The organism is Pseudomonas sp. GV085 (assembly GCF_003050925.1).
Classification (GTDB): domain Bacteria; phylum Pseudomonadota; class Gammaproteobacteria; order Pseudomonadales; family Pseudomonadaceae; genus Aquipseudomonas.
Genome location: NZ_QAOV01000016.1, coordinates 41,253 through 59,627 on the forward strand (window position 1 = coordinate 41,253; position 18,375 = coordinate 59,627).

At 60.9% G+C, this 18,375-nt stretch carries 12 protein-coding genes; 6 read left to right on the forward strand and 6 right to left on the reverse strand.

Annotated elements, in window-relative coordinates; all coding sequences use genetic code 11:
- Positions 1–138: 138 nt before the first annotated feature.
- From C8K63_RS26275 to C8K63_RS26290, 4 genes are all read right to left on the reverse strand, one after another.
- Positions 139–2,040: an acyl-CoA synthetase gene (locus C8K63_RS26275; protein WP_108219330.1), complete on the reverse strand. Its 1,902-nt coding sequence runs from the start codon at positions 2,038–2,040 to the stop codon at positions 139–141.
- Between the two features lie 2 nt (positions 2,041–2,042).
- Positions 2,043–2,999, reverse strand: a complete 957-nt coding sequence (locus C8K63_RS26280; protein ID WP_108219331.1) for a fumarylacetoacetate hydrolase family protein — start codon at positions 2,997–2,999, stop codon at positions 2,043–2,045.
- A gap of 175 nt (positions 3,000–3,174) precedes the next feature.
- Positions 3,175–4,266: a VOC family protein gene (locus C8K63_RS26285; RefSeq protein WP_108219332.1), complete on the reverse strand. Its 1,092-nt coding sequence runs from the start codon at positions 4,264–4,266 to the stop codon at positions 3,175–3,177.
- A gap of 85 nt (positions 4,267–4,351) precedes the next feature.
- Positions 4,352–4,966: a TetR/AcrR family transcriptional regulator gene (locus C8K63_RS26290; RefSeq protein WP_108219333.1), complete on the reverse strand. Its 615-nt coding sequence runs from the start codon at positions 4,964–4,966 to the stop codon at positions 4,352–4,354.
- Between the two features lie 242 nt (positions 4,967–5,208).
- Between C8K63_RS26290 and C8K63_RS26295 the strand changes: the two genes are divergently transcribed.
- Positions 5,209–6,444: an NADH:flavin oxidoreductase/NADH oxidase family protein gene (locus C8K63_RS26295; RefSeq protein WP_108219334.1), complete on the forward strand. Its 1,236-nt coding sequence runs from the start codon at positions 5,209–5,211 to the stop codon at positions 6,442–6,444.
- Here C8K63_RS26295 and C8K63_RS26300 read toward each other — a convergent pair.
- Together C8K63_RS26300 and C8K63_RS26305 are read right to left on the reverse strand one after the other, a co-directional pair.
- Positions 6,441–7,091 (reverse strand): TetR/AcrR family transcriptional regulator, encoded by a 651-nt coding sequence (locus C8K63_RS26300; protein ID WP_108219335.1) that lies wholly within the window; start codon positions 7,089–7,091, stop codon positions 6,441–6,443. The genes C8K63_RS26295 and C8K63_RS26300 overlap by 4 nt on opposite strands.
- A 2-nt stretch (positions 7,092–7,093) precedes the next feature.
- Positions 7,094–8,752 carry a bifunctional 3-(3-hydroxy-phenyl)propionate/3-hydroxycinnamic acid hydroxylase gene (locus C8K63_RS26305; RefSeq protein WP_108219336.1) on the reverse strand — a complete coding sequence of 553 codons (1,659 nt, stop codon included), beginning with the start codon at positions 8,750–8,752 and terminating at the stop codon, positions 7,094–7,096.
- 276 nt (positions 8,753–9,028) lie between these two features.
- On the opposite strand from C8K63_RS26305, the gene C8K63_RS26310 reads away from it, so the two are divergent.
- The 5 genes from C8K63_RS26310 to C8K63_RS26335 all read left to right on the forward strand — a co-directional run bounded on the left by C8K63_RS26310 (position 9,029) and on the right by C8K63_RS26335 (position 18,276).
- Positions 9,029–11,923: an AAA family ATPase gene (locus C8K63_RS26310; protein WP_108219337.1), complete on the forward strand. Its 2,895-nt coding sequence runs from the start codon at positions 9,029–9,031 to the stop codon at positions 11,921–11,923.
- A 255-nt stretch (positions 11,924–12,178) separates the two neighbouring features.
- Entirely contained in the window at positions 12,179–12,394 is a 216-nt protein-coding gene (locus tag C8K63_RS26320; protein WP_108219339.1) for a hypothetical protein, read from the forward strand.
- A gap of 117 nt (positions 12,395–12,511) precedes the next feature.
- Positions 12,512–14,029: an efflux transporter outer membrane subunit gene (locus C8K63_RS26325; protein ID WP_108219397.1), complete on the forward strand. Its 1,518-nt coding sequence runs from the start codon at positions 12,512–12,514 to the stop codon at positions 14,027–14,029.
- A 30-nt stretch (positions 14,030–14,059) separates the two neighbouring features.
- Positions 14,060–15,172: an efflux RND transporter periplasmic adaptor subunit gene (locus C8K63_RS26330; protein WP_108219340.1), complete on the forward strand. Its 1,113-nt coding sequence runs from the start codon at positions 14,060–14,062 to the stop codon at positions 15,170–15,172.
- Positions 15,169–18,276: an efflux RND transporter permease subunit gene (locus tag C8K63_RS26335; protein WP_108219341.1), complete on the forward strand. Its 3,108-nt coding sequence runs from the start codon at positions 15,169–15,171 to the stop codon at positions 18,274–18,276. The genes C8K63_RS26330 and C8K63_RS26335 overlap by 4 nt, the downstream gene beginning before the upstream one ends.
- Positions 18,277–18,375 lie beyond the last annotated feature (99 nt).

The following is an 18,375-nucleotide window of genomic DNA, read 5'->3' on the forward strand; positions in this document are numbered from 1 at the left end:
TGTTGTTATTGATTGGTGCGCAGGCAAAGCTTCGCCTTCCGGTGCACTTGGCAGTGCCGGTTGAAGTTCATCGTTTTTTTGAAAAAGGCCCTGGCTGATCAGTACCAGGGCCGGAGTGGCGAAATTACAAAGTCAGGATCATTTGAGCCACTCCACCTGAAAGCTATAGCGACCTAGAAGGAGGGCCAGGGACTCTTGATTTCTCCCGGCCCGGATGCAGGCGACCAGTCCACGTTGTTCATGCGCAATCACTTCGACCCCAATGTCCTTCAGACACATACGATCCACATCCTGCCGGACTACCCTGGCAACTTCGCGCCGCTGCAACGCGGGCTTGAAGATCTTGCCCACCGCCGTCAACGGCAGCGCTTCGAGAATTTCGATCCGCTTGGGAATGGCCGCCCGCTCACTGATGTGGTGTTGAGCAAACCGCTCAAGTTCTTCGACATCGCAAACGTGGCCTGGCCGCAGTTGCACGTAGGCAACCGGCACTTCACCCGAATAGGCGTCCGGGCTGCCGATGGCAGCCGCCAACGCCACCGCTGGGTGGGCCTGCAAAGCCTCCTCGATTTGCTTGGGATCGATATTGTGGCCGCCACGGATAATCAGCTCCTTTTTGCGCCCGGTCAGCCAGAAGTAGCCATTTTCATCCTGGCGACCCAGATCGCCCGTATTCAGCCAGCGCTGACCATTGATGTCGATCCACAGGCCCCGGTTATGGCTTTCTTCAACGTAACCCTCGAACAGGTTCGGACCGGTGATGGTGATCAGGCCAATTTCGTCGGTGTCGGCGTCGCGCAGATACTCTCCAGCGTCATCGAGCATGACTGCACGCATGTCCTGATAGGCAATCCGTATGCCGATGGAGCCGACCAAGCGCTCGCCATGGGGCGGATTAACCGAGGAGACGCACGCGCCTTCCGTGAGTCCGTAGCCTTCGAGGATCTTCACCCCGGTCCGGCCTTCGAACTCCCGGAAAAGCTCAACCGGCATCGGCGCGGCGCCACACATGGCATAACGCAGGCTGGACAGATCGTGGCCCCGTGCTTCATTTTGCAAAAGCGCGGAATAGACAGTGGGTACGCCGGAAAAAAAGTTGATGCCGAAGTGTTCAACCATCTCCCAGAAGCGTGGGATCACACCCTCGCCGCGATAACCTTGCGGCGTTCCGAGGATGACATGATCACCTTGCGTCCAGGGCATCAGTCCTGTCACCAGCTGGGCATTTACATGGAACAGCGGCAACCCACAAAAAATGACCTGGCCACTCCCATGTGGTTGCATGTGCGTGGCCATGGCCCACGCGTTGAAGACCTCCGCCCCATGCGTACGCATCGCAATCTTGGGGAGCCCGGTGGTACCGCCGGTACAGAAGTAAGAGGAACGCTCCTCAGGGCGGAACAGCCGAGCACTCTTCAGATGCGTGCCTGGCTGGGCATTCATCAACGCTCGTAATTCGTGAATCGTGGCATCCCTGTGCACCTCACGTTCTTTCTGTGCCAGGGATTCAAGCGATTCACGCTGAGCTGCATCAACATAGGGTCCCATGCCAACCCAAACGACGTGCTTGATCTCGGGAAGTTGATCCAGCTGGGAGGCCAACTTAGGCCACAGGTCACTGCCCGGCGTCGGTGCGAGCGTTACCACCACGCTGGCCTTGGCGGCCCGCAGCAAGGCAGCCATCTGTTTGGCTTCTTGCAGTGGGTTGATCGCCATGACGACACCGGCCGCTTCGCCCCCCCAGATGGTGAAGTGGGTTTCCGGCAGGTTGGGCAGGATGAAGGCCAGCACTTCACCCGGGGTAATGCCCAGATCGTGGAAAGCATTCGCCGCTCGAGTGATATCTTCGATGAGTTCGGCATAGCTCCAGTGATGGGTGTTCCTGAAGCAGGTAGCGTCAGCGAAGAAACTCAGTGCGGGCGCATTGGGAGAAAGTTCGGCTGTACGCGCCAGTGCTTCATAGGTGCTGGAAGCCAAGCCACGTTCCGACAACGGGACCTGCTCGATACGTTCAATGTCGTTCAGAGATTGCACCATCATTTTCAGGCTTCCTCTACGACTCGGTTGCGTTGCACACCCAGGTCAATCACGCCATCCGCACTGCGAATGCGCGCTTCGACGACGTCTCCTGCCTTGAGATACTGCGTCCGCCCTTCCTGCGCCTTGAGGAACAGCTTCCACTTGGTGGCTTCTGGCATCAGGGCCGCAATGCGCTGTTTGGCGGGCGACGGTATGCTCAGAGCGCATCCCGCCGGAGTACCGGTGGCGATCAGGTCGCCGGGGGCAAGATCTTGCACGGCGGAGAGTTCGGTCAGGGTTTCAGCGGGGCCATACACCAGGTTGGCCGTACTGTCGCTTTGCCGTACTTCGCCGTTGACCGTCAGGCGCAACTGCAATGCTTTCAGGTAATGCATGTCCTGGGCACCCAGCAAGCAGAGGTAGGGGCCGACCGGGCCAAACGTGCGAAAGCTCTTGCCCTTGTAGAACTGCATCTGGGGGATCTGAATGTCGCGTGCCGAGTAGTCATTGACAATGACCACGCCGGCAACGAATTCATGCAGGTTGGCATCGTTGACGGTCACTGCGCCACTGATAACGCGTTTCATCACCAGCCCAAGTTCGATCTCATAGTCAAGGAAACGGACGGTGCGCGGCTTGATCAGGACGCTGTCTGCGGCCACCAGGCAACTGGTCGCCTTGGTGAAGATCATGTTGTATTTCTTCGCATCCGGGTCCATGCCCGACTCGATCATGTGCTGTCGATAGTTGGCCCCTTGGCAGACGAATTGTTGATTGCGGGTCACCGGCGACAGCAGTTTCACTTGGTGCGCCTCCAACTGAGTACCATTGAGTTGAGCGAGCTCATCGATACTGTTCTGGTTGATGAAGTCACCCGTGGTCTCAAAAGTACCTGGGACAATCGTGATACGGTCTTGGCGTAACACGCCCCAGTGGATACCGTTCTCAAACTCAAAGCGGACTACATGTACAGCAGACATTGAAGGTACTCCTGGGACAGCGTTTGTCCCGCGCTCGATGGCGCGAGAACTGTGGTGTTGTTCTGAGGGTGGGCTGGCGACGCTGTAGATCAACGAGCCGCCGGCGATCAGGGCACCGGCTTTGAGCACGTCTCGCCGGCCATATCGTGTCGCGTTGCCCGACATGGCGGCCGCGCTACCCGAACATCCGCATCAGCGTGATCAACTTGCGAAGCGTCAAGTCCGGGCTGCGCCGCAGGTTGCGGATCAGGGCTCGTACATTGCTCAAGCTCATCCTGGGTTTGGTAAAACTCTTGGGCATGCGCTGCCCCCACTGCGCCATTGCCTCGGGACTCACGGGATGGATGCCCACAGGTTGTATGGCGGTAAAGATATCTCCGTCGCAGTAGTGCTCGTGCTTATCACCCCAAGGGTCTTGCCAGTAATCGAAGATCTGACTGCCCAGGATGTGCCGGCCGATTCCCCACGAGTGCTCCCAACCCCGCTCTCGCAGGACCCGTTGCCCCATGCCCACCGCGTCGGCATCGACGACCTCATAGGCACTGTGGCTATAGGTCGCCATGAACCCCTGGGCAATCGCGAGCGTATGGTGATCCGCAGGCCTGTCACCGAGATCAAGGCGCATGAAAGCGACGATGGGGGTGCCGTCAGGGAGTACCTGCACATCGCTGGGAATAAACCCGAAATGCCGGGTGTACCAGGCACAGGTCGCCTGATAGTCGGCCACTTCAATGACGATGTGACCCAGTTTGATTACTTCAGGCGGTGCAATCGGCGGGCGCTGCGTGGCGTTGATTCGCGATTGCTCTTGCGCCAGATTCCAGGGAAGTGGGGCTCTGTGCAGCAGGGTTTTACTTGGCGTCTGGCCACAAACTGCTTCGACGGTAAACCCTGAAGGATCGGTCAGTCTGAGGTAGTGCCCGCCGCCAGGATGTGTCGATGTCTCGATCGATGACGCACCTGGAATTTGCGTCAGCTTTTCCAGATCCTCGAGCGATTGGACTGCCAGCCCGAACCCGACAAAACATGCATTTTCTGCACGGTGGACACGGTAACAATAGGGAGCCGGTTCAGTGCCGCGCAGATAGAGCGTTTCGGCGTTCTGATGACTGACGGCCAGGCCGAAGTCTGTCAGGAAATGCGCCGCTTCATTCAAGTCTGGCCTTTGAAAGATCAGGTGAGTCAGACCTTGGGCTTTAACCGTCGGTTGCGGATACCGGACAGGCTGTTGTGTTGCTAACTGGGGCAGTTGATTTTTGTTATTCATTGTTCTTGTTTTCCAGTTTTCAAGGCAAAGCGATCCCCGAACCCCTGAAAACGCCAGGGGTTTTTCGTTGTTTCAGTTACCGCGCTTAGTCGATAGGAGGAAGTGCCGGCAACTCTACGGTCGCCAGCGCTCTAGCCTCCTCCAGAGGCACACCCAAGGCACGCAGCACGAGTTCAGCCGTATCAGATCCCGATTCGCGCCACGTTCTGTGCCCTTCCAGCACCAGAAAAATCGAGCCCAGGACGCTGCTCGAAATCAGCGTCAGTACTGAGAGCAATTGCTCCTGCGCAAACGTATAGCGTCCAGTGGAAAGCCCGCTCAGAAGATCCGTAGTCGCCTGGCTGCTGAACATTTCGCGTAACGAAGAATTGCTCATGGCGAACTTATGGATGAATGCGCCCCACTGTGAGTCTTCGTGCGCTCGACGAATGAACAATCGAATGCCATTGGCAAGGCGCTGAGCCGGATCAGAGAGGGAATTGAAGCTCTTGTTGACGCGCTCATGCATCTCCTTCGCGAGATGGCTGGCGACCGCCTCAAACAGGCTTTCCATGCTGTCGATGTTGCTATAGACCGTTCCGCGCGCCACGCCTGCCTCTTGGGCGAGGTCGAGAATGTTCACTTGTGAGGTGCCTCTTTCAGCGAACAGGCGGAAGGCGGCTTGATGAATGCGGCGCTGTGTTGGATTCAGGGATTCCACGGTTCTCTCTCCAGGATTACCTTATGGACAGATTGAACACTCGTGTTCATTTTACGTCAACCCTATTTTTAAACGTGTCGCTTGTTCTGTCTGAAAGTCGCCTGAAGCCGGGTCAATTAAAGTCAGGCGCCATTGACACAACTGAACACGCATGTTCAATTGTGTTGTGTTTCAGGCTTGCCTTCTCGGCACATCAAGCCCTGCGCTGGCCGGCCGACTTTTTATTAGCTGAAGGACAGAACATGACCGGCTCAATGCTCTTCAAACCGCTTCGTTTGCCTAACGGTACGGTGATTCCAAACCGGATCGCCAAGGCTGCCATGGAGGAGAATCTTGCCAATGAGGATCACGCTCCAGGGGACGCGCTGGTCAAGCTCTATCGGCGTTGGGCGCAGGGTGGTGCCGGCCTGATCATCACTGGCAACGTCATGGTTGACCGCCACGCCTTGACCGGCCCCGCTGGCGTGGTGCTTGAGGACGATCGGAACCTGGACGAATTCAGGCTATGGGCCGATGCCTGCCGCAGTCGTGGGGCCCAGGCCTGGATGCAAATCAATCATCCCGGACGGCAGCTATTGGCTTCCATGGGGCAATCGGCACGGGGGCCCTCTGCGGTTGCCGTCGACATTCCCGGACTATCAAAAGCTTTTGTGCCGCCCAGGGCTTTGGAGGAGCAGGAGATCGAAGAGCTGATTGAGCGCTATACCCAAGCGGCGGTGCTGGCCGAGCGTGCCGGATTCACCGGCGTGGAGATACATGCAGCGCATGGCTACCTGTTCAGCCAATTCCTTTCACCCTTGACCAACCGGCGTAGCGACCGCTGGGGTGGCAGCCTGGAAAATCGTGCGCAAATTCTCCTGCGAACCATCGACGCAATACGCCTGCGAGTGGCACCGATCTTTTGCGTCGCTGTGAAGCTCAATTCCGCGGACTTTCAGCGCGGCGGTTTCGATGCCGAGGACGCGGCTCGCGTGGTGGAAATGCTCAACGCCAAGGCGGTCGACCTGGTCGAGTTGTCCGGCGGCAGCTACGAAAGCCCGGCGATGCAGGGGCAAACACGCGATGGCAGCCGCTTGGCTCGAGAAGCCTATTTTCTCGAGTGTGCGGAAAAAATAGGAGAAATAGCGCGCATGCCGCTGATGGTCACCGGCGGCGTGCGTAGAAAGGAGGTGGCGGAGCGAGTGGTGAGCGGCTCGGTGTCGATGGTGGGGCTTGCCACCGCGTTGGCAATCGAGCCGACCCTGCCAAGCCAGTGGATGGCAGGTAAGGACACCGAAGTGGAGCCCATCGTCGTCCGCTGGAAGAACAAGGCGCTGGCATCGCTTGCAACGGCGTCGGTGATCAAGAAGCAGCTCGGCTTGCTGAGTCAAGGAAAACGGACAAAACCCAGGACGTCGCCACTCATGGCATTGATCGGCAATCAGCTGAAGTCTCGTCGCCAGGCGAAGAACTATCGGCAATGGATTGGCCGGGTTTAGCCGGCCGGTAGCGGCTTATCGGCGATTCTCCTGGCTTTGGCAGGTGTTACACCCAGAGCCTTGAGAATCATCTCGGCGACCCGCTGATCGTGCTCTTCCACCGCACGCCCTTCGACAACCGAGCGCATGGCGCCGGTTGTGCACGATACGACCATGTCCAGAGCGATCCCTTCATCCTCATAAGCGAAAGTCCCCGCGCGTAGACCTTCACGCAAATCGCCCAGCACATGAGCAGCCAAGCGCGAGCGCATGGTCTGATCGGAATGGATGATGCGCAGCAGTGCGTTGGCCCATTGATGGTCGTACGCAGCCCGGCATACGAACATGCGCACACCAATCGAAAGCCGCTGTGCACCGCAGTGCACGTCCGAACTCAAGGCGGAAATGGCATCGGAGAACTCACTCGCCATGGCGATGCCAACGGCCTCGAGCACTTCGTCGCGCGTTCGAAAATAGTTGTAGATGGTGCCGTTGGATACCGCGGCCTCCGAGGCGACATCGAGCAGTGCAATCTCCCCCACCTCCTTACGTGCGACAAGACGCAACGCCGCGTCCACCAGGCCGCGACGGGTACGTTCACGCTTCTTGTGGCCTCGAGTGAGAGGCTCTTGCTCAGTTGCTTCTGAAGGGAAAGTGGGGGAAGGCATCTTCAGGCTCTTAATCGAGGGGGCTCGTTAATGGTAATGGAAACGCTATCGGCTGTGGCGTCGGCGCTAGCCAACAGGCCCATACAGTCTCGAACGAGACTGCCTGCGTCGAAGCCTGGGGCGTGGTGCATGATGATACGGTCGGGGCGAACAGCAACCAGCGTGCCTTTGGCAGCCAGCGGCAGGATGCCATGGTTCAGGTCTTCGATGAAGTCGCAACCGCCGCCGGAGCGCTGGCCGCAGGGTCCGATCTGCAAGAAGTGGCCTCCCATTTTGTCCCAGGAAACAACCTGAGCAGCGGTCAGCAGTGACAACGGGTCAACACCGAATCCAACCAGGGTCAGGTTGCCTCCAAGCGCATCGTCGCTCAGTTGGATCTGCTGTTGCATGTTGCGAACCCAGGCTTGGGGAAACAGGCTGCCACGAACCAGTTTGTCGCCCCGACGATGCTGCACGAACAGGCCATGCTTGAAGGTGTTCTTCGGCTTGATGTCCAACTGCTCGAAGTACCTTCTGGTAGCGGGAGTCAACGCCAGCATGCGCATCAGGCCATGGATGAAAAAAGCTGCGATCCTGTTCTTGGGCATCACCAGGCGGCCCATGAGTTTCGCCAGATCGATCATCGCCTGGGCATGGGGGCGGCGCTCTTCGTCATAGGTATCGAGTATTGCAGGCGCGGCATGGCCGCGAAGGACCCAGGCCAGTTTCCAGGCTAGGTTGGCGCCATCTCGAAGGCCCGCTACGAGTCCTTGCCCGACAAAAGGTGGGGTGATGTGCGCTGCGTCGCCGGCGAGGAAGATACGTCCCTTGCTGAATCTGTTGCAGCAACGCGCGTGGAATCGATACACCGCCTTGCGCTCGATTTCCAGTTCCTGCGGGTTGATCCATGGCGCGATCAGCCGGGCTATGCTTTCCGGGCTTTCCAGCTCTTCCCGGGATTCGCCTGGTTGCAGCATGAACTCCCAACGCTCCCTTCCACCGGGTGCGGGCATGTGCGGCGTTGGACGCCTCGGATCACAGATGAACTCGATGTGATCAATGGCTGACTCATGCCGGTTCCTGGCATCGACAATCAGCCAATCCTCTGCATAGGTTTGTCCTTCGAACTCCTGGCCAATCAGTGCCCTGACCCTGGAGCTTGCGCCATCCGCACCGATCACATACTGGGCGCAAACGCAATGCGAGTGTCCATTTTGATCCCGGACGGTGGCCACCACGCAATCTGACTCCTCGACCAGATTTTCCAGCTCGAAACCGCCCAGACTGGTCACTGACTTCAGCCGGGAAACCTGGCCGCGCATCGCTCGCTCGAGGTCGGGTTGATAGAAAGTCACCAGTTTGGGGTGGCCGTCGATACAGCCCTCAGTATTGGCTCGACCGAATTGCCCGAGGACCGGGGAGTGCATCCTCACTTCAGGGATAGCGATCTTCTCGAAAGCGTCTTCCGACAACCCGGCGAGTTGCAGGATGCGCAGGGCCTCATTGTCCAGAGCAATGGCACGGGGCATCAGTACGATGTCATGGAGCTTGTCCAGCACCAGGGTCGTTACTCCGTAGCGGCCGAGCAGCGCCGCGATTGTTGCACCTACCGGACCGTAACCGACGACCAGCACATCGACGGCGGAGGGAGTCAATTCGGGAACTTTCTTGTTGTTGTTCATCTCGAGCCCTTGTTGTGATTGAAGTCGTGAGGCGTACAGGCCTCATCGTCAGGCAGAGTCAAGGTATTCAATATTGAGAGATATTTCAATATTGATGTTTTTGTCATTAATTTTTTGAGATCATTACCGTACCGTGATGAGGACATGTGAGCTATGCGCAGGGCCAGTTTCCGACCGGTGAGGCTTGGCTTCTGAGTCGATCAGCGTTGTTATTGGAGTGACCAGGTGCCATGCCTCACGAGGGCACACCCATGTATTAGTCTTCAGGAATCCAACGTGGCACGTCCGCAGCCCCAGCCGAACCCAGTCCAGCTCCGCTTCGTCGAGTTCGAACTCGACGAGGCTAACGCCTGCCTGTCACGCAACGGAGAAGCTGTGGCGTTGGCACCAACTCCCTTCACACTGCTGTGCGTCCTTGCACGCCAGCCGGGATCGCTGGTGACCAAGGATGCCTTGCTTGATGCCGTGTGGGGGCATCGGTTCGTCAGCGATTCGGTGCTGAAGACGGCCATCAGCGATCTGCGCAAGGTGCTGGGCGACGACCCCAGGCAGCCCCGCTATATCGAGACTGTGTCGAGGCGCGGCTATCGCTTCATCGCCGCGCCCTCCCCTGCACCTTCGATGCCGCCTGCATCCGCGACGGTGCCGGCGGCCGGCGCGCATCCGTCACCGCCATTCATCGGTCGCGCCGACGAACTCTCAAGACTGCAACGGGCATGGGAGCGGGCGGATGGCGGTCAGCGAGCCGTGGTCTGGCTCGCTGGAGAACCGGGGATTGGCAAGACCACGTTAATCGAAAATTTCCTTGCCAGCCTTGGCGGCATCACCTGCGCACGCGGCCATTGCGTGGAGCATTACGGCACCGGCGAGCCGTATCTGCCGGTGCTGGAAGCGTTGGCCGATCTATGCCGCGGCGACCCTACCCTGCCGGCGCTGATGCGCGCAGTGGCGCCGACCTGGTTGCTGCAACTTCCGTGGCTGAGCACCACGCAGGAGAGAGACGCATTGCGGCGCGAGCTTGCCGGCGTCGGCCCGGATCGCATGCTCCGGGAAATGGGCGAACTGCTTGACCGCTATACAGAGCAGCGGCCGCTAATGTTGGTGACCGAAGACCTGCATTGGAGCGATCGGGCGACGGTTCAGCTTATCGACTATGTGGCGCGGCGACGTGGCCGTGCGCGACTTATGTGGTTGTCGAGCTTTCGCCTTGCCGAAGTTGTGGCTCTCGAGCATCCGCTCAGCTCGTTGCGCCATGAACTGCGTCTGCAGCGTTTGTGCGAGGAAGTGGTGCTCGACCCGTTCTCGGAAACCGAGGTCGCTGACTATGTTGCGCTGCGTTCAGCCTCGCTGGCAGGCGATGAAGCCTTTGTGCGCGCACTGCACGAACGGACCGATGGTGTGCCGTTGTTCGTTTCGTCGATCATCAGTGAAGTGATGGACTCAAAGGGCGACAAAGCCACCATCGAGGCTCGGCTTGCGGATCTGGCGGTTCCCGAAAACCTCGCAGCCATCATTGATCACTACATCGCCAGGCTTGGCCCGGAGCGACGTACACTCCTCTCGGCAGCAGCCGTGTGTGGGGTCGATTTCCGGGTTGAGACGGTTTCTCTGGCCCTCGAACGCGACCTCTCTTCGATAACCAGCGCTTGTGAGACGCTGAGGCAGGAGCAGGTATGGCTCACACAGTCACGAGCCCCCGAAGTTGAAGAGGTAGAACTGCCGTACTCGTTCCGGCATGCCCTCTTTCGTCAGGTGCTGTATGAACGCACGCCACGTTCGTTACGCACCCATCTCCATCGTCAGGTCGGTGCTGCCCTCGAACGCGAGCGCACGACCGGCGTGCCGGTTGCTGCCTCTGAGCTGGCGATGCACTTCGACCGCGCCCGGATGCCGATGATCGCACTGAGCTACTACGCCGAGGCCGCAGAAGCAGCACTGCTGCACTTCAGCCCGGACTTGTGCATTGGCCTCACCAAGCGCGCCCTGGTCCTGCTCATGCAGGCATCCGAAGGGACGGAGCGCAATGCACTCGAAATAACCCTGGCTACGTTGCAGGGGGTTTCGGCTTTCCACATGTTCGGTGTCGGCAGCGAAGCCAGGAGCGCCTTCGAACGTGCGTACACGCTGCTGGCGGATGTTCCCGAGCACCCCATGCGCGCTCGCCTGCTGCATGGGTTCGGCTATCTGCTCGGTTTGCGCGGCGAGTATACGGTGGCGCTGGAAGTGGCCGAGCGTGCCGAGGCCCTCTCCTGCGACTCGAAGGATCCAGAGCTCATGCTGGCGGCGTGCATCGTACAGGGCGAGGTGCATCACCTTCAGGGACGCACTGAAACAACCCGCAGTTGGCTGGAGCGCGCCCTCGCGATCGCCGAGCCGCTGGACATCGGAACGAACGAGATCTTTGCGGCCGATCCACAGGTCATGCTGCACGGCATGCTGGCCATCGAGCTGGTGCGATCCGGCCTGATTGAGCAGGGTCGAACTCATATGCAGCACGCGCGAGCCCGTGCACAAGCGCTGCGCCAACCTATGACGTGGCTGGTCGCTGCCTGGCAGGAGGTGTTGATCGAGGTGCGAATGGGAAACCACGTGCGTGTGGCAGCGCTGGCTGACGACATGCAGACGCTGGTGGATGAGTATTCGCTCGCTCTGGGGCGCACGGCTTGCCGCTGGTGGCGCGGCTGGGCCGACGCCCGCAACGGTGCACCCCGCGACGGCTACCGCCACATCCGTGAGGCCTACGAGGAACACACCGGGCTCGGTATGCGCTCCGGTGCCAGCGAAGTACTCGGCTACGCCGCCGAGGCACTCCTGCTGGCAGGTGATTACGACGCAGCGCAAGTCCAATTGCAGGAAGCACTTCAGGTGGGCGAGGAACTGGGCGAGCGCGTGTACCTGCCACAGTTATTGCTGCTAGAAGCAGCGATCGCGCGAGCGCAGGGTCGGCCCGACGCCAGCAACGTTGCGGTGCGGCGCGCGGTTGAGGAGGCTCGCGCCCAGGAAGCACCATGGCTGGAGCTGCTCGCGCTGGTCGAGCTGTGCGAGCACCACGACGCCGTGGCCGAGGACCACCAGGCATTGGCGACGCTGGTTGACCAGTTGCCTGAAACTGACGGAACCGGGCTGGTGAAACGTGCGCGCTCGCTGATTCAGGCTGCAAAGTCTGATTGAAAAATTAAGGACACAGACCTGTGGGAGCGAGCCTGCTCGCGATGGTGACGGGTCAGCCAATATTGATGCTGAATGTACCGCCGTCATCGCGAGCAGGCTCGCTCCCACAAGTTCGCATTGTTCAAATCCTTAACTTACCGACATTAATTTCTGTGGAAGCGGCGCTGTCCCGACCGAAGCCTGACCTTTCGCTTACGACTCGACCCAAGGGGCAGCTTACGCTGTCGTCGAACTTTCTTGCCCCCTTGGACTGTGATGATCCTTAACTCTGAAACCAAGTACCCGAGCCGCCGCACATACGTCATCAAGCTGCGTAGCGATGCCGCTTCGGGGGCCCTGGTGGGCCGCCTCGAAAACCTGGTCACCGGACGTCAGCGCGAGTTTTCGTGCGCCGAAGAGTTGCTGGAGTCGATCGACTCGGACCTCAGGTCGGCGGCCAGCGAGCACGCGGCAGATGCCGACGGCGAGTGACGTCTCCCACCTGAATGTGCGCTCGATATGGCGACCGAACGGCGACGCTTCGCTGACGACTTCGTGCACATCGGGCCTTACGCTGATGCCATCTCGAATCCACACGAGTCCAATGCGATGCCGCGACTTCCAGTTTCCTTTCCACTGCCCCTCCTCACCGCCCGGACAACCTTGAAACGGGCCGAGCGCACGACCGGCTTCGTTATTGCGGCCGCCCTTGCCACTTCGATCGCCCTCGCCCTTTCCGGTTGCTCCACACCGGTCTTCAAGCCAGCGGTTGACCTGCCAAGCAGTTTCGCCGCCAGCACGGCCTCCGAAATGGAACCCGAGGCGGCGTGGTGGGAGGTCTACCACGATCCGTTGCTGACGGATCTGGTGCGCCGGGCTGCGCGTGAGAACCGCGACGTCAAGATTGCCGCCGAGCGCCTGCGTGCCGCGCGTGCCGGAGAAACGGTCAGCCAGTCCTGGCTGCTCCCGAGTGTCGGCGCATCCGTCTCCGGCAGTGACCGCCGCAGCGGCTACAACTTGGCCACGAAACAGGGCTATCCGGATACCAAGACCACCAGTGTGGGTCTGGACGTCTCGTGGGAACTCGACCTGAGCGGCCGTCTGCGCGCCGGCGCAGCGGCGGCTGACGCCGATGCGCTGGCCGCGGAACACAGCATGCGCGGCGTACGCCTGCTGGTGATGAGCGACGTGGTCAGCAACTACTTCACACTGGTCGGTGCGCAGCGCCAGGTCGCGACGCTTCGCGCAATCTCGGCGATGCAGGACGAGACGCTGCGTCTGGTCACCGCACGTCAACAGGTCGGGCTCGCATCCGCTTTCGACGTCGAACGCGCGCAGACCGACGCCTTGTCGGCGCGGGCGCAGATTCCGCCGCTGGAAACCCAAGTGGCGGTGGCGCGTCACCGTATCGCAGTGCTGACTGCAGACCAGTCTTTCAACACCGCGAACATCCAGCCTTCAAGCGGTGATTTGATCGATGTGCCCGAGGCCAAGCCCGGCCAGCCCGCCGAGTTGCTGCAACGCCGACCTGACGTACTGGCGCTGATGGCACAACTCGACGCCGCCAATGCTCGTCGCCAGCAAGCGAAAGCCGAGTGGTTCCCGCAGCTCTTTCTCGGCGCTTCCTTCGGCCGCCAGGGTCTCAACCTGAACGGTGCCGATCTCGGCGCTGCGCGCTTCACCAACGTCGCGGGCCTGCTGGCGATGCCGCTCTTCAACGCCGGGCGCACGCAAGCCATCAACGAAGCGGCTGAAAGCGCTCAACAAGAGGCGCTGCTGCGCGCCGAAGACGGCATCGTACGGGCGCTCGAGGATGTGGAAAACGCCCTCGTCACGCTTGCGCAGGAACGCCGCCGGTCCGGGTCGCTGCAATTGGCCGCCGCGTCCGCAGAGTCCGCGCAAAACCGCGCCCAGTCGCTCTATGACCGCGGGCAGATCGACCTGTTGCCACTGCTGGATTCGCAGCGGGCGCGCCTGGCGGCACGCTTGAATTCTAACGAAAGCAACACCCGACTGCTGCTCGACAGCGTGCAGCTCTACAAGGCACTGGGCGGGGGCTGGCAGGTGTTCGAACAACCCTCCAACCCAACCGCATCCGCCGAAGCCGACCGGCCACCACTTTCCTGAGAATCTGTCGTTTTCCAAAGAGGAACCGTCTTGAAACATTCCCTTACTACGGCCGGCGTTTTGGCCGTCGCCGCCATGCTTTGCGCGTGCAGCCCGGATCAGCCGTCCGTGCAGGCCCCACGACCGGTACGCACCGTTGAAATCAGCTACGACAATGCCCGCGAAAGCAATCGCTACGTGGGCACCGTGCAGTCACGGCATGAAGTCGATCAAGCCTTCCGCGTAGGCGGCAAGGTAGCCCAGCGCAAGGTCGATGTAGGTCAGTTTGTGCGCGAGGGCGACATACTGGCTGTGCTGGACGACAGCGACTACCGCCTCGCTGAGCAAGCGTCGCAACAGCAGTGGGCAGTTGCCGTCGAGCAGACTCGTCAGGCCGACTCGGACCACCAACGCCTTACCGCACTAAAGGCTGATGGCTCGGTCAGTGCGGCCGACGACGAGCGTGCACATACCAATGCCCAGACCGCTCATGCGACTGCCGAGGCCGAGGCGCGAAAACTCGAGCTCGCGCGCAACCGGCTCAACTACACCGTGCTGCGCGCCTCCCGTAGCGGTGTTGTCACGGCTGTGCGCTTCGAGGCGGGCCAGGTCGTGGCGGAGGGTCAACCGGTGGTCTCGGTTGCGAATCCGGATGAATCCGAGATCGTCATCGACGTGCCCGAGGATCAGTTGTCCGTCTTCAAGGACGCGCAGTTCAAGGCCTCGCTGGCCAGTGCGCCGAACGAGACCTTCGATGTCACGCTGCGCGAGCTGTCGCCGCAGGCTGCGGCGCAGACGCGCACCTATCGCGCGCGGCTCAAGCCAATGCAGGCGCTGCCGCTGGGCGCCACCGCCACGGTAATGGCCAAGAGCGTGATGACAAGCGTCTCGGTGGCGGCGGTGCCGGCGACGGCACTGACCCAAAGCGGCGGTCAGCCGGCGCTTTGGGTCGTCACGCCTGTGGGCAAGGATCCGTTAGGCATCGTCGAACTGGAGCATGTGGCAGTTTGGGCCTACCGCAACGACGAAGTGCTCGTCTCCGGGCCGCAGGCTGGCGCATTAGTCGTTACCGCCGGGATCCAGAAAATGACGTCCGGACTGAAGGTCGCGCTCCCCGGTGCGGCGATCGCTGACACGAACACTACGCAGCAGGCCACCCGATGAACAATTTCAACCTCACCGACTGGGCGCTGCGCCATCGCGCCATCGTCCTGTTCATGCTCCTCATTGTCGCGGCGGCCGGCGCCTTCAGTTTCACCAGGCTCGGTCAGCTCGAAGATCCGAACTTTTCGGTGCCTTCCATGACCGCCATGGTCATCTGGCCGGGCGCCACCGCCCAGCAATTGCAGGACCAGGTCCTCAATCGTATGGAGAAGAAATTCGAGCAAATCGACAACTTCGAAAAGGTGGTCACCTACGCGCGGCAGGGCTACGCGGGCATGACGCTTACCGTGCGCGGCGGCACCTCCAAGGCTGACCAGCGCGAGGCCTGGTACCAGGCGCGCAAGAAACTCAACGACCTGAGCCTGGAGATGCCTGACGGCGTGATCGGCCCGATCCTGAACGACGAGTACGGCGACGTGTACGGCCTGATGTACGCAGTCAAGGGCGACGGCGTTGGCCACGCTGACCTGTCGGACGTGGCCGAGGACATCAAGCGCCAGATGCTGAAGGTGCCGATGGTCAAGAAGATCGATGTCATCGGCAAGCAGGCCAAGCGTGTCTACGTCGAGTTCTCGCACGAGCGCCTGGCAGCGCTGGGCATTACACCGCTGGCCATCGCCGAAAGCCTCAAGAGCCAGAACACGATGCTGCCCGCAGGCCAGATCGACACCCACGGTGATCGCGTCATGGTGCGCGTGAGCGGCCAATTCGCCAGCGAAGAGGCTATCCGCAATGTGCCAATCGCCGCGGGCGGCCGGCTGATCAAGCTCGGCGACATCGCGACCGTTACCCGTGGCTTCGAAGATCCGCCGACCTACACGGTCCGCCACAACGGCCAGCCAGTGCTGATGCTCGGCATCACAATGACCAGCGACGGCAACATCGTGGACCTTGGCAAGGCGATGGACACGGCCGTCGCCAGGATCCAGTCGGAACTTGCGCACGGCGTGGAGCTGGAGCTCGTGGCCGACCAACCCACCACGGTAAAGGATGCTATCCACGACTTCGCACACGCGCTGATCGAGGCGCTGATCATCGTGATTGCGGTGAGCCTGGCCAGCCTGGGCTGGCGCGCAGGCCTCGTGGTCGCGGCCACGGTGCCGCTGGTACTGGGCGGCGTGGCGCTGGTGATGTTGGCAATGGGCTGGAACCTCGAGCGCATCTCGCTCGGCTCACTGATTATTGCGCTGGGACTGCTGGTGGATGACGCCATCATCGCCATCGAGATGATGGTGGCGAAGATGGAGACCGGCATGGATCGCGTGAAGGCAGCCGCCTTCTCCTATCAGTCCACCGCCATGCCGCGCCTGACCGGTGCACTCATCACCGTCGTGGGCTTCCTGCCGATCGGCCTCTCGAAGTCCACCACCGGCGAGTACGCGGGCGGCATTTTCTGGATCGTCGGTGCCGCGGTGCTGTTCTCGTGGATCTGCTCCGGCATCTTCACGCCGTACCTGGCGGTCAAGATGCTGCCCAACGACTTGGGCAAGCACCAGCACGGTGATCTGCACGATACCAAGTTCTACCGCAGCCTGCGCCGCCTGATCGACGCCGCCATCGAGCGCCGCTGGGTGGTCATCGGTGCGACGGTTGGCGCTCTGGTACTTGCTCTGGCCTGTATCAAGCTAGTGCCACAGCAATTCTTCCCCAACAGTTCGCGTCCTGAGCTGGTCATTGACCTGCGTGTCAAGGAAGGCTCCTCGTTCGCCGCGACGACCGAGCAAGTCAAGCACATGGAGGAGATCCTCGCGAAGGACGAGGACGTGCGTTTTTATACCGCCTACACCGGCGCCGGCGCACCGCGCTTCTATCTCTCGCTCAACCCCGAGCTGCCGAATCCGGGCTTTGCCCAGTTCGTCGTGATGACCAAGGATCTGGATGCACGCGAGCGAGTACGTGCGCGGCTGGTGGCCTCGGCTGACCAACAATTCCCACAGGCGTGGGTGCGCGTGACCCGGCTCGAGTTGGGGCCGCCTGTCGGCTACCCGGTGCAGTTCCGCGTCGTAGGCCCCGATACCCAGATGGTGCGCAAGATCGCCCGCGACGTGGAGAAGGTGGTTGCGTCCAACCAAAAGGTGCGCGATCTCCAGCTCGACTGGAACGACCCGGTGCGTACGCTGAAAGTGGAGCTCGATCAGGACAAGTCCAGCGCGCTTGGCCTTACACCGGCCGACGTGTCGTTGGCGACCCAGACCGTGATGAACGGCGCAACCCTGTCGCAGCTGCGTGAGCGCGAGGATCTGATCGACATCGTAGCCCGTGCCGTGCCAGAGGAACGTTTGAACCTCGACACACTGAAAGACATCAACCTCTACACGCGCCAGGGCACGGTGGTGCCACTGTCGCAAGTCGCACAGGTGCGTTCTGAACTGGAAGAGCCAGTGCTGTGGCGCCGTAACCGCGACATGGCGATCACGGTGCGTGCCGACGTGAAGGATGGCGAGCAGGGTGTATCGGTGACGCAGGAAATCCAGCCGTTGCTCAAGGATATCGAAGCCAGGCTGCCGACCGGTTACCGCATCGACGTGGGCGGCGCGGTGGAGGAAAGTGACAAGGCGAACAAGGCGCTACTCGCGGTGGCCCCGTTGATGCTGATCACCATCCTGCTGTTACTCATGCTGCAACTGCAGAACTTCTCCCGCATGTGGATGGTGATGCTGACCGCACCGCTGGGCCTGATCGGTGTGGTGCCGGCGCTCTTGGTGTTCCAGTCGCCGCTGGGCTTCGTCGCGATCCTGGGCATCATCGCACTGGGTGGCATGATCATGCGCAACGCGGTGATCCTGATCGATCAGGTTCAAATCGAAATCGCCGAGGGGCGTGACCCGTGGAATGCTGTGCTGGATGCCGCCATTCACCGGGCCCGTCCGGTGATGCTGACGGCGCTGGCCACTGTGCTCGCCATGATCCCGCTAACGCGCAGTGTGTTCTGGGGGCCGATGGCAATTGCGATCATGGGCGGCCTTACCGTGGCGACGCTGCTGACGATTTTCTTCGTCCCGGCGTTGTACGCTGCATGGTTCAAGGTGGGTCGCCAGACGGCCGCTGGTACCCTGCCGGTGAGCTCGCCATCGCCAACGCGCAAAACCGATTGTCCAGCGTGAACCGGACCACGGCCGCGCACGGCGCGGCCATCGCCCGGTTGGCGCGAGCCACCGACATCAAGTGCTGCGACCGCTGTATGACGTTTTGTCAGTCAATCT

Coding starts and splice junctions, on each gene's coding strand:
- C8K63_RS26275 (WP_108219330.1), bottom strand. CDS start 2,040: ATGATGGTGCAATCTCTGAACGACATTGAACGTATCGAGCAGGTCCCG.
- C8K63_RS26280 (WP_108219331.1), bottom strand. CDS start 2,999: ATGTCTGCTGTACATGTAGTCCGCTTTGAGTTTGAGAACGGTATCCAC.
- C8K63_RS26285 (WP_108219332.1), bottom strand. CDS start 4,266: ATGAATAACAAAAATCAACTGCCCCAGTTAGCAACACAACAGCCTGTC.
- C8K63_RS26295 (WP_108219334.1), top strand. CDS start 5,209: ATGACCGGCTCAATGCTCTTCAAACCGCTTCGTTTGCCTAACGGTACG.
- C8K63_RS26300 (WP_108219335.1), bottom strand. CDS start 7,091: ATGCCTTCCCCCACTTTCCCTTCAGAAGCAACTGAGCAAGAGCCTCTC.
- C8K63_RS26305 (WP_108219336.1), bottom strand. CDS start 8,752: ATGAACAACAACAAGAAAGTTCCCGAATTGACTCCCTCCGCCGTCGAT.
- C8K63_RS26320 (WP_108219339.1), top strand. CDS start 12,179: ATGATCCTTAACTCTGAAACCAAGTACCCGAGCCGCCGCACATACGTC.
- C8K63_RS26325 (WP_108219397.1), top strand. CDS start 12,512: ATGCCGCGACTTCCAGTTTCCTTTCCACTGCCCCTCCTCACCGCCCGG.
- C8K63_RS26335 (WP_108219341.1), top strand. CDS start 15,169: ATGAACAATTTCAACCTCACCGACTGGGCGCTGCGCCATCGCGCCATC.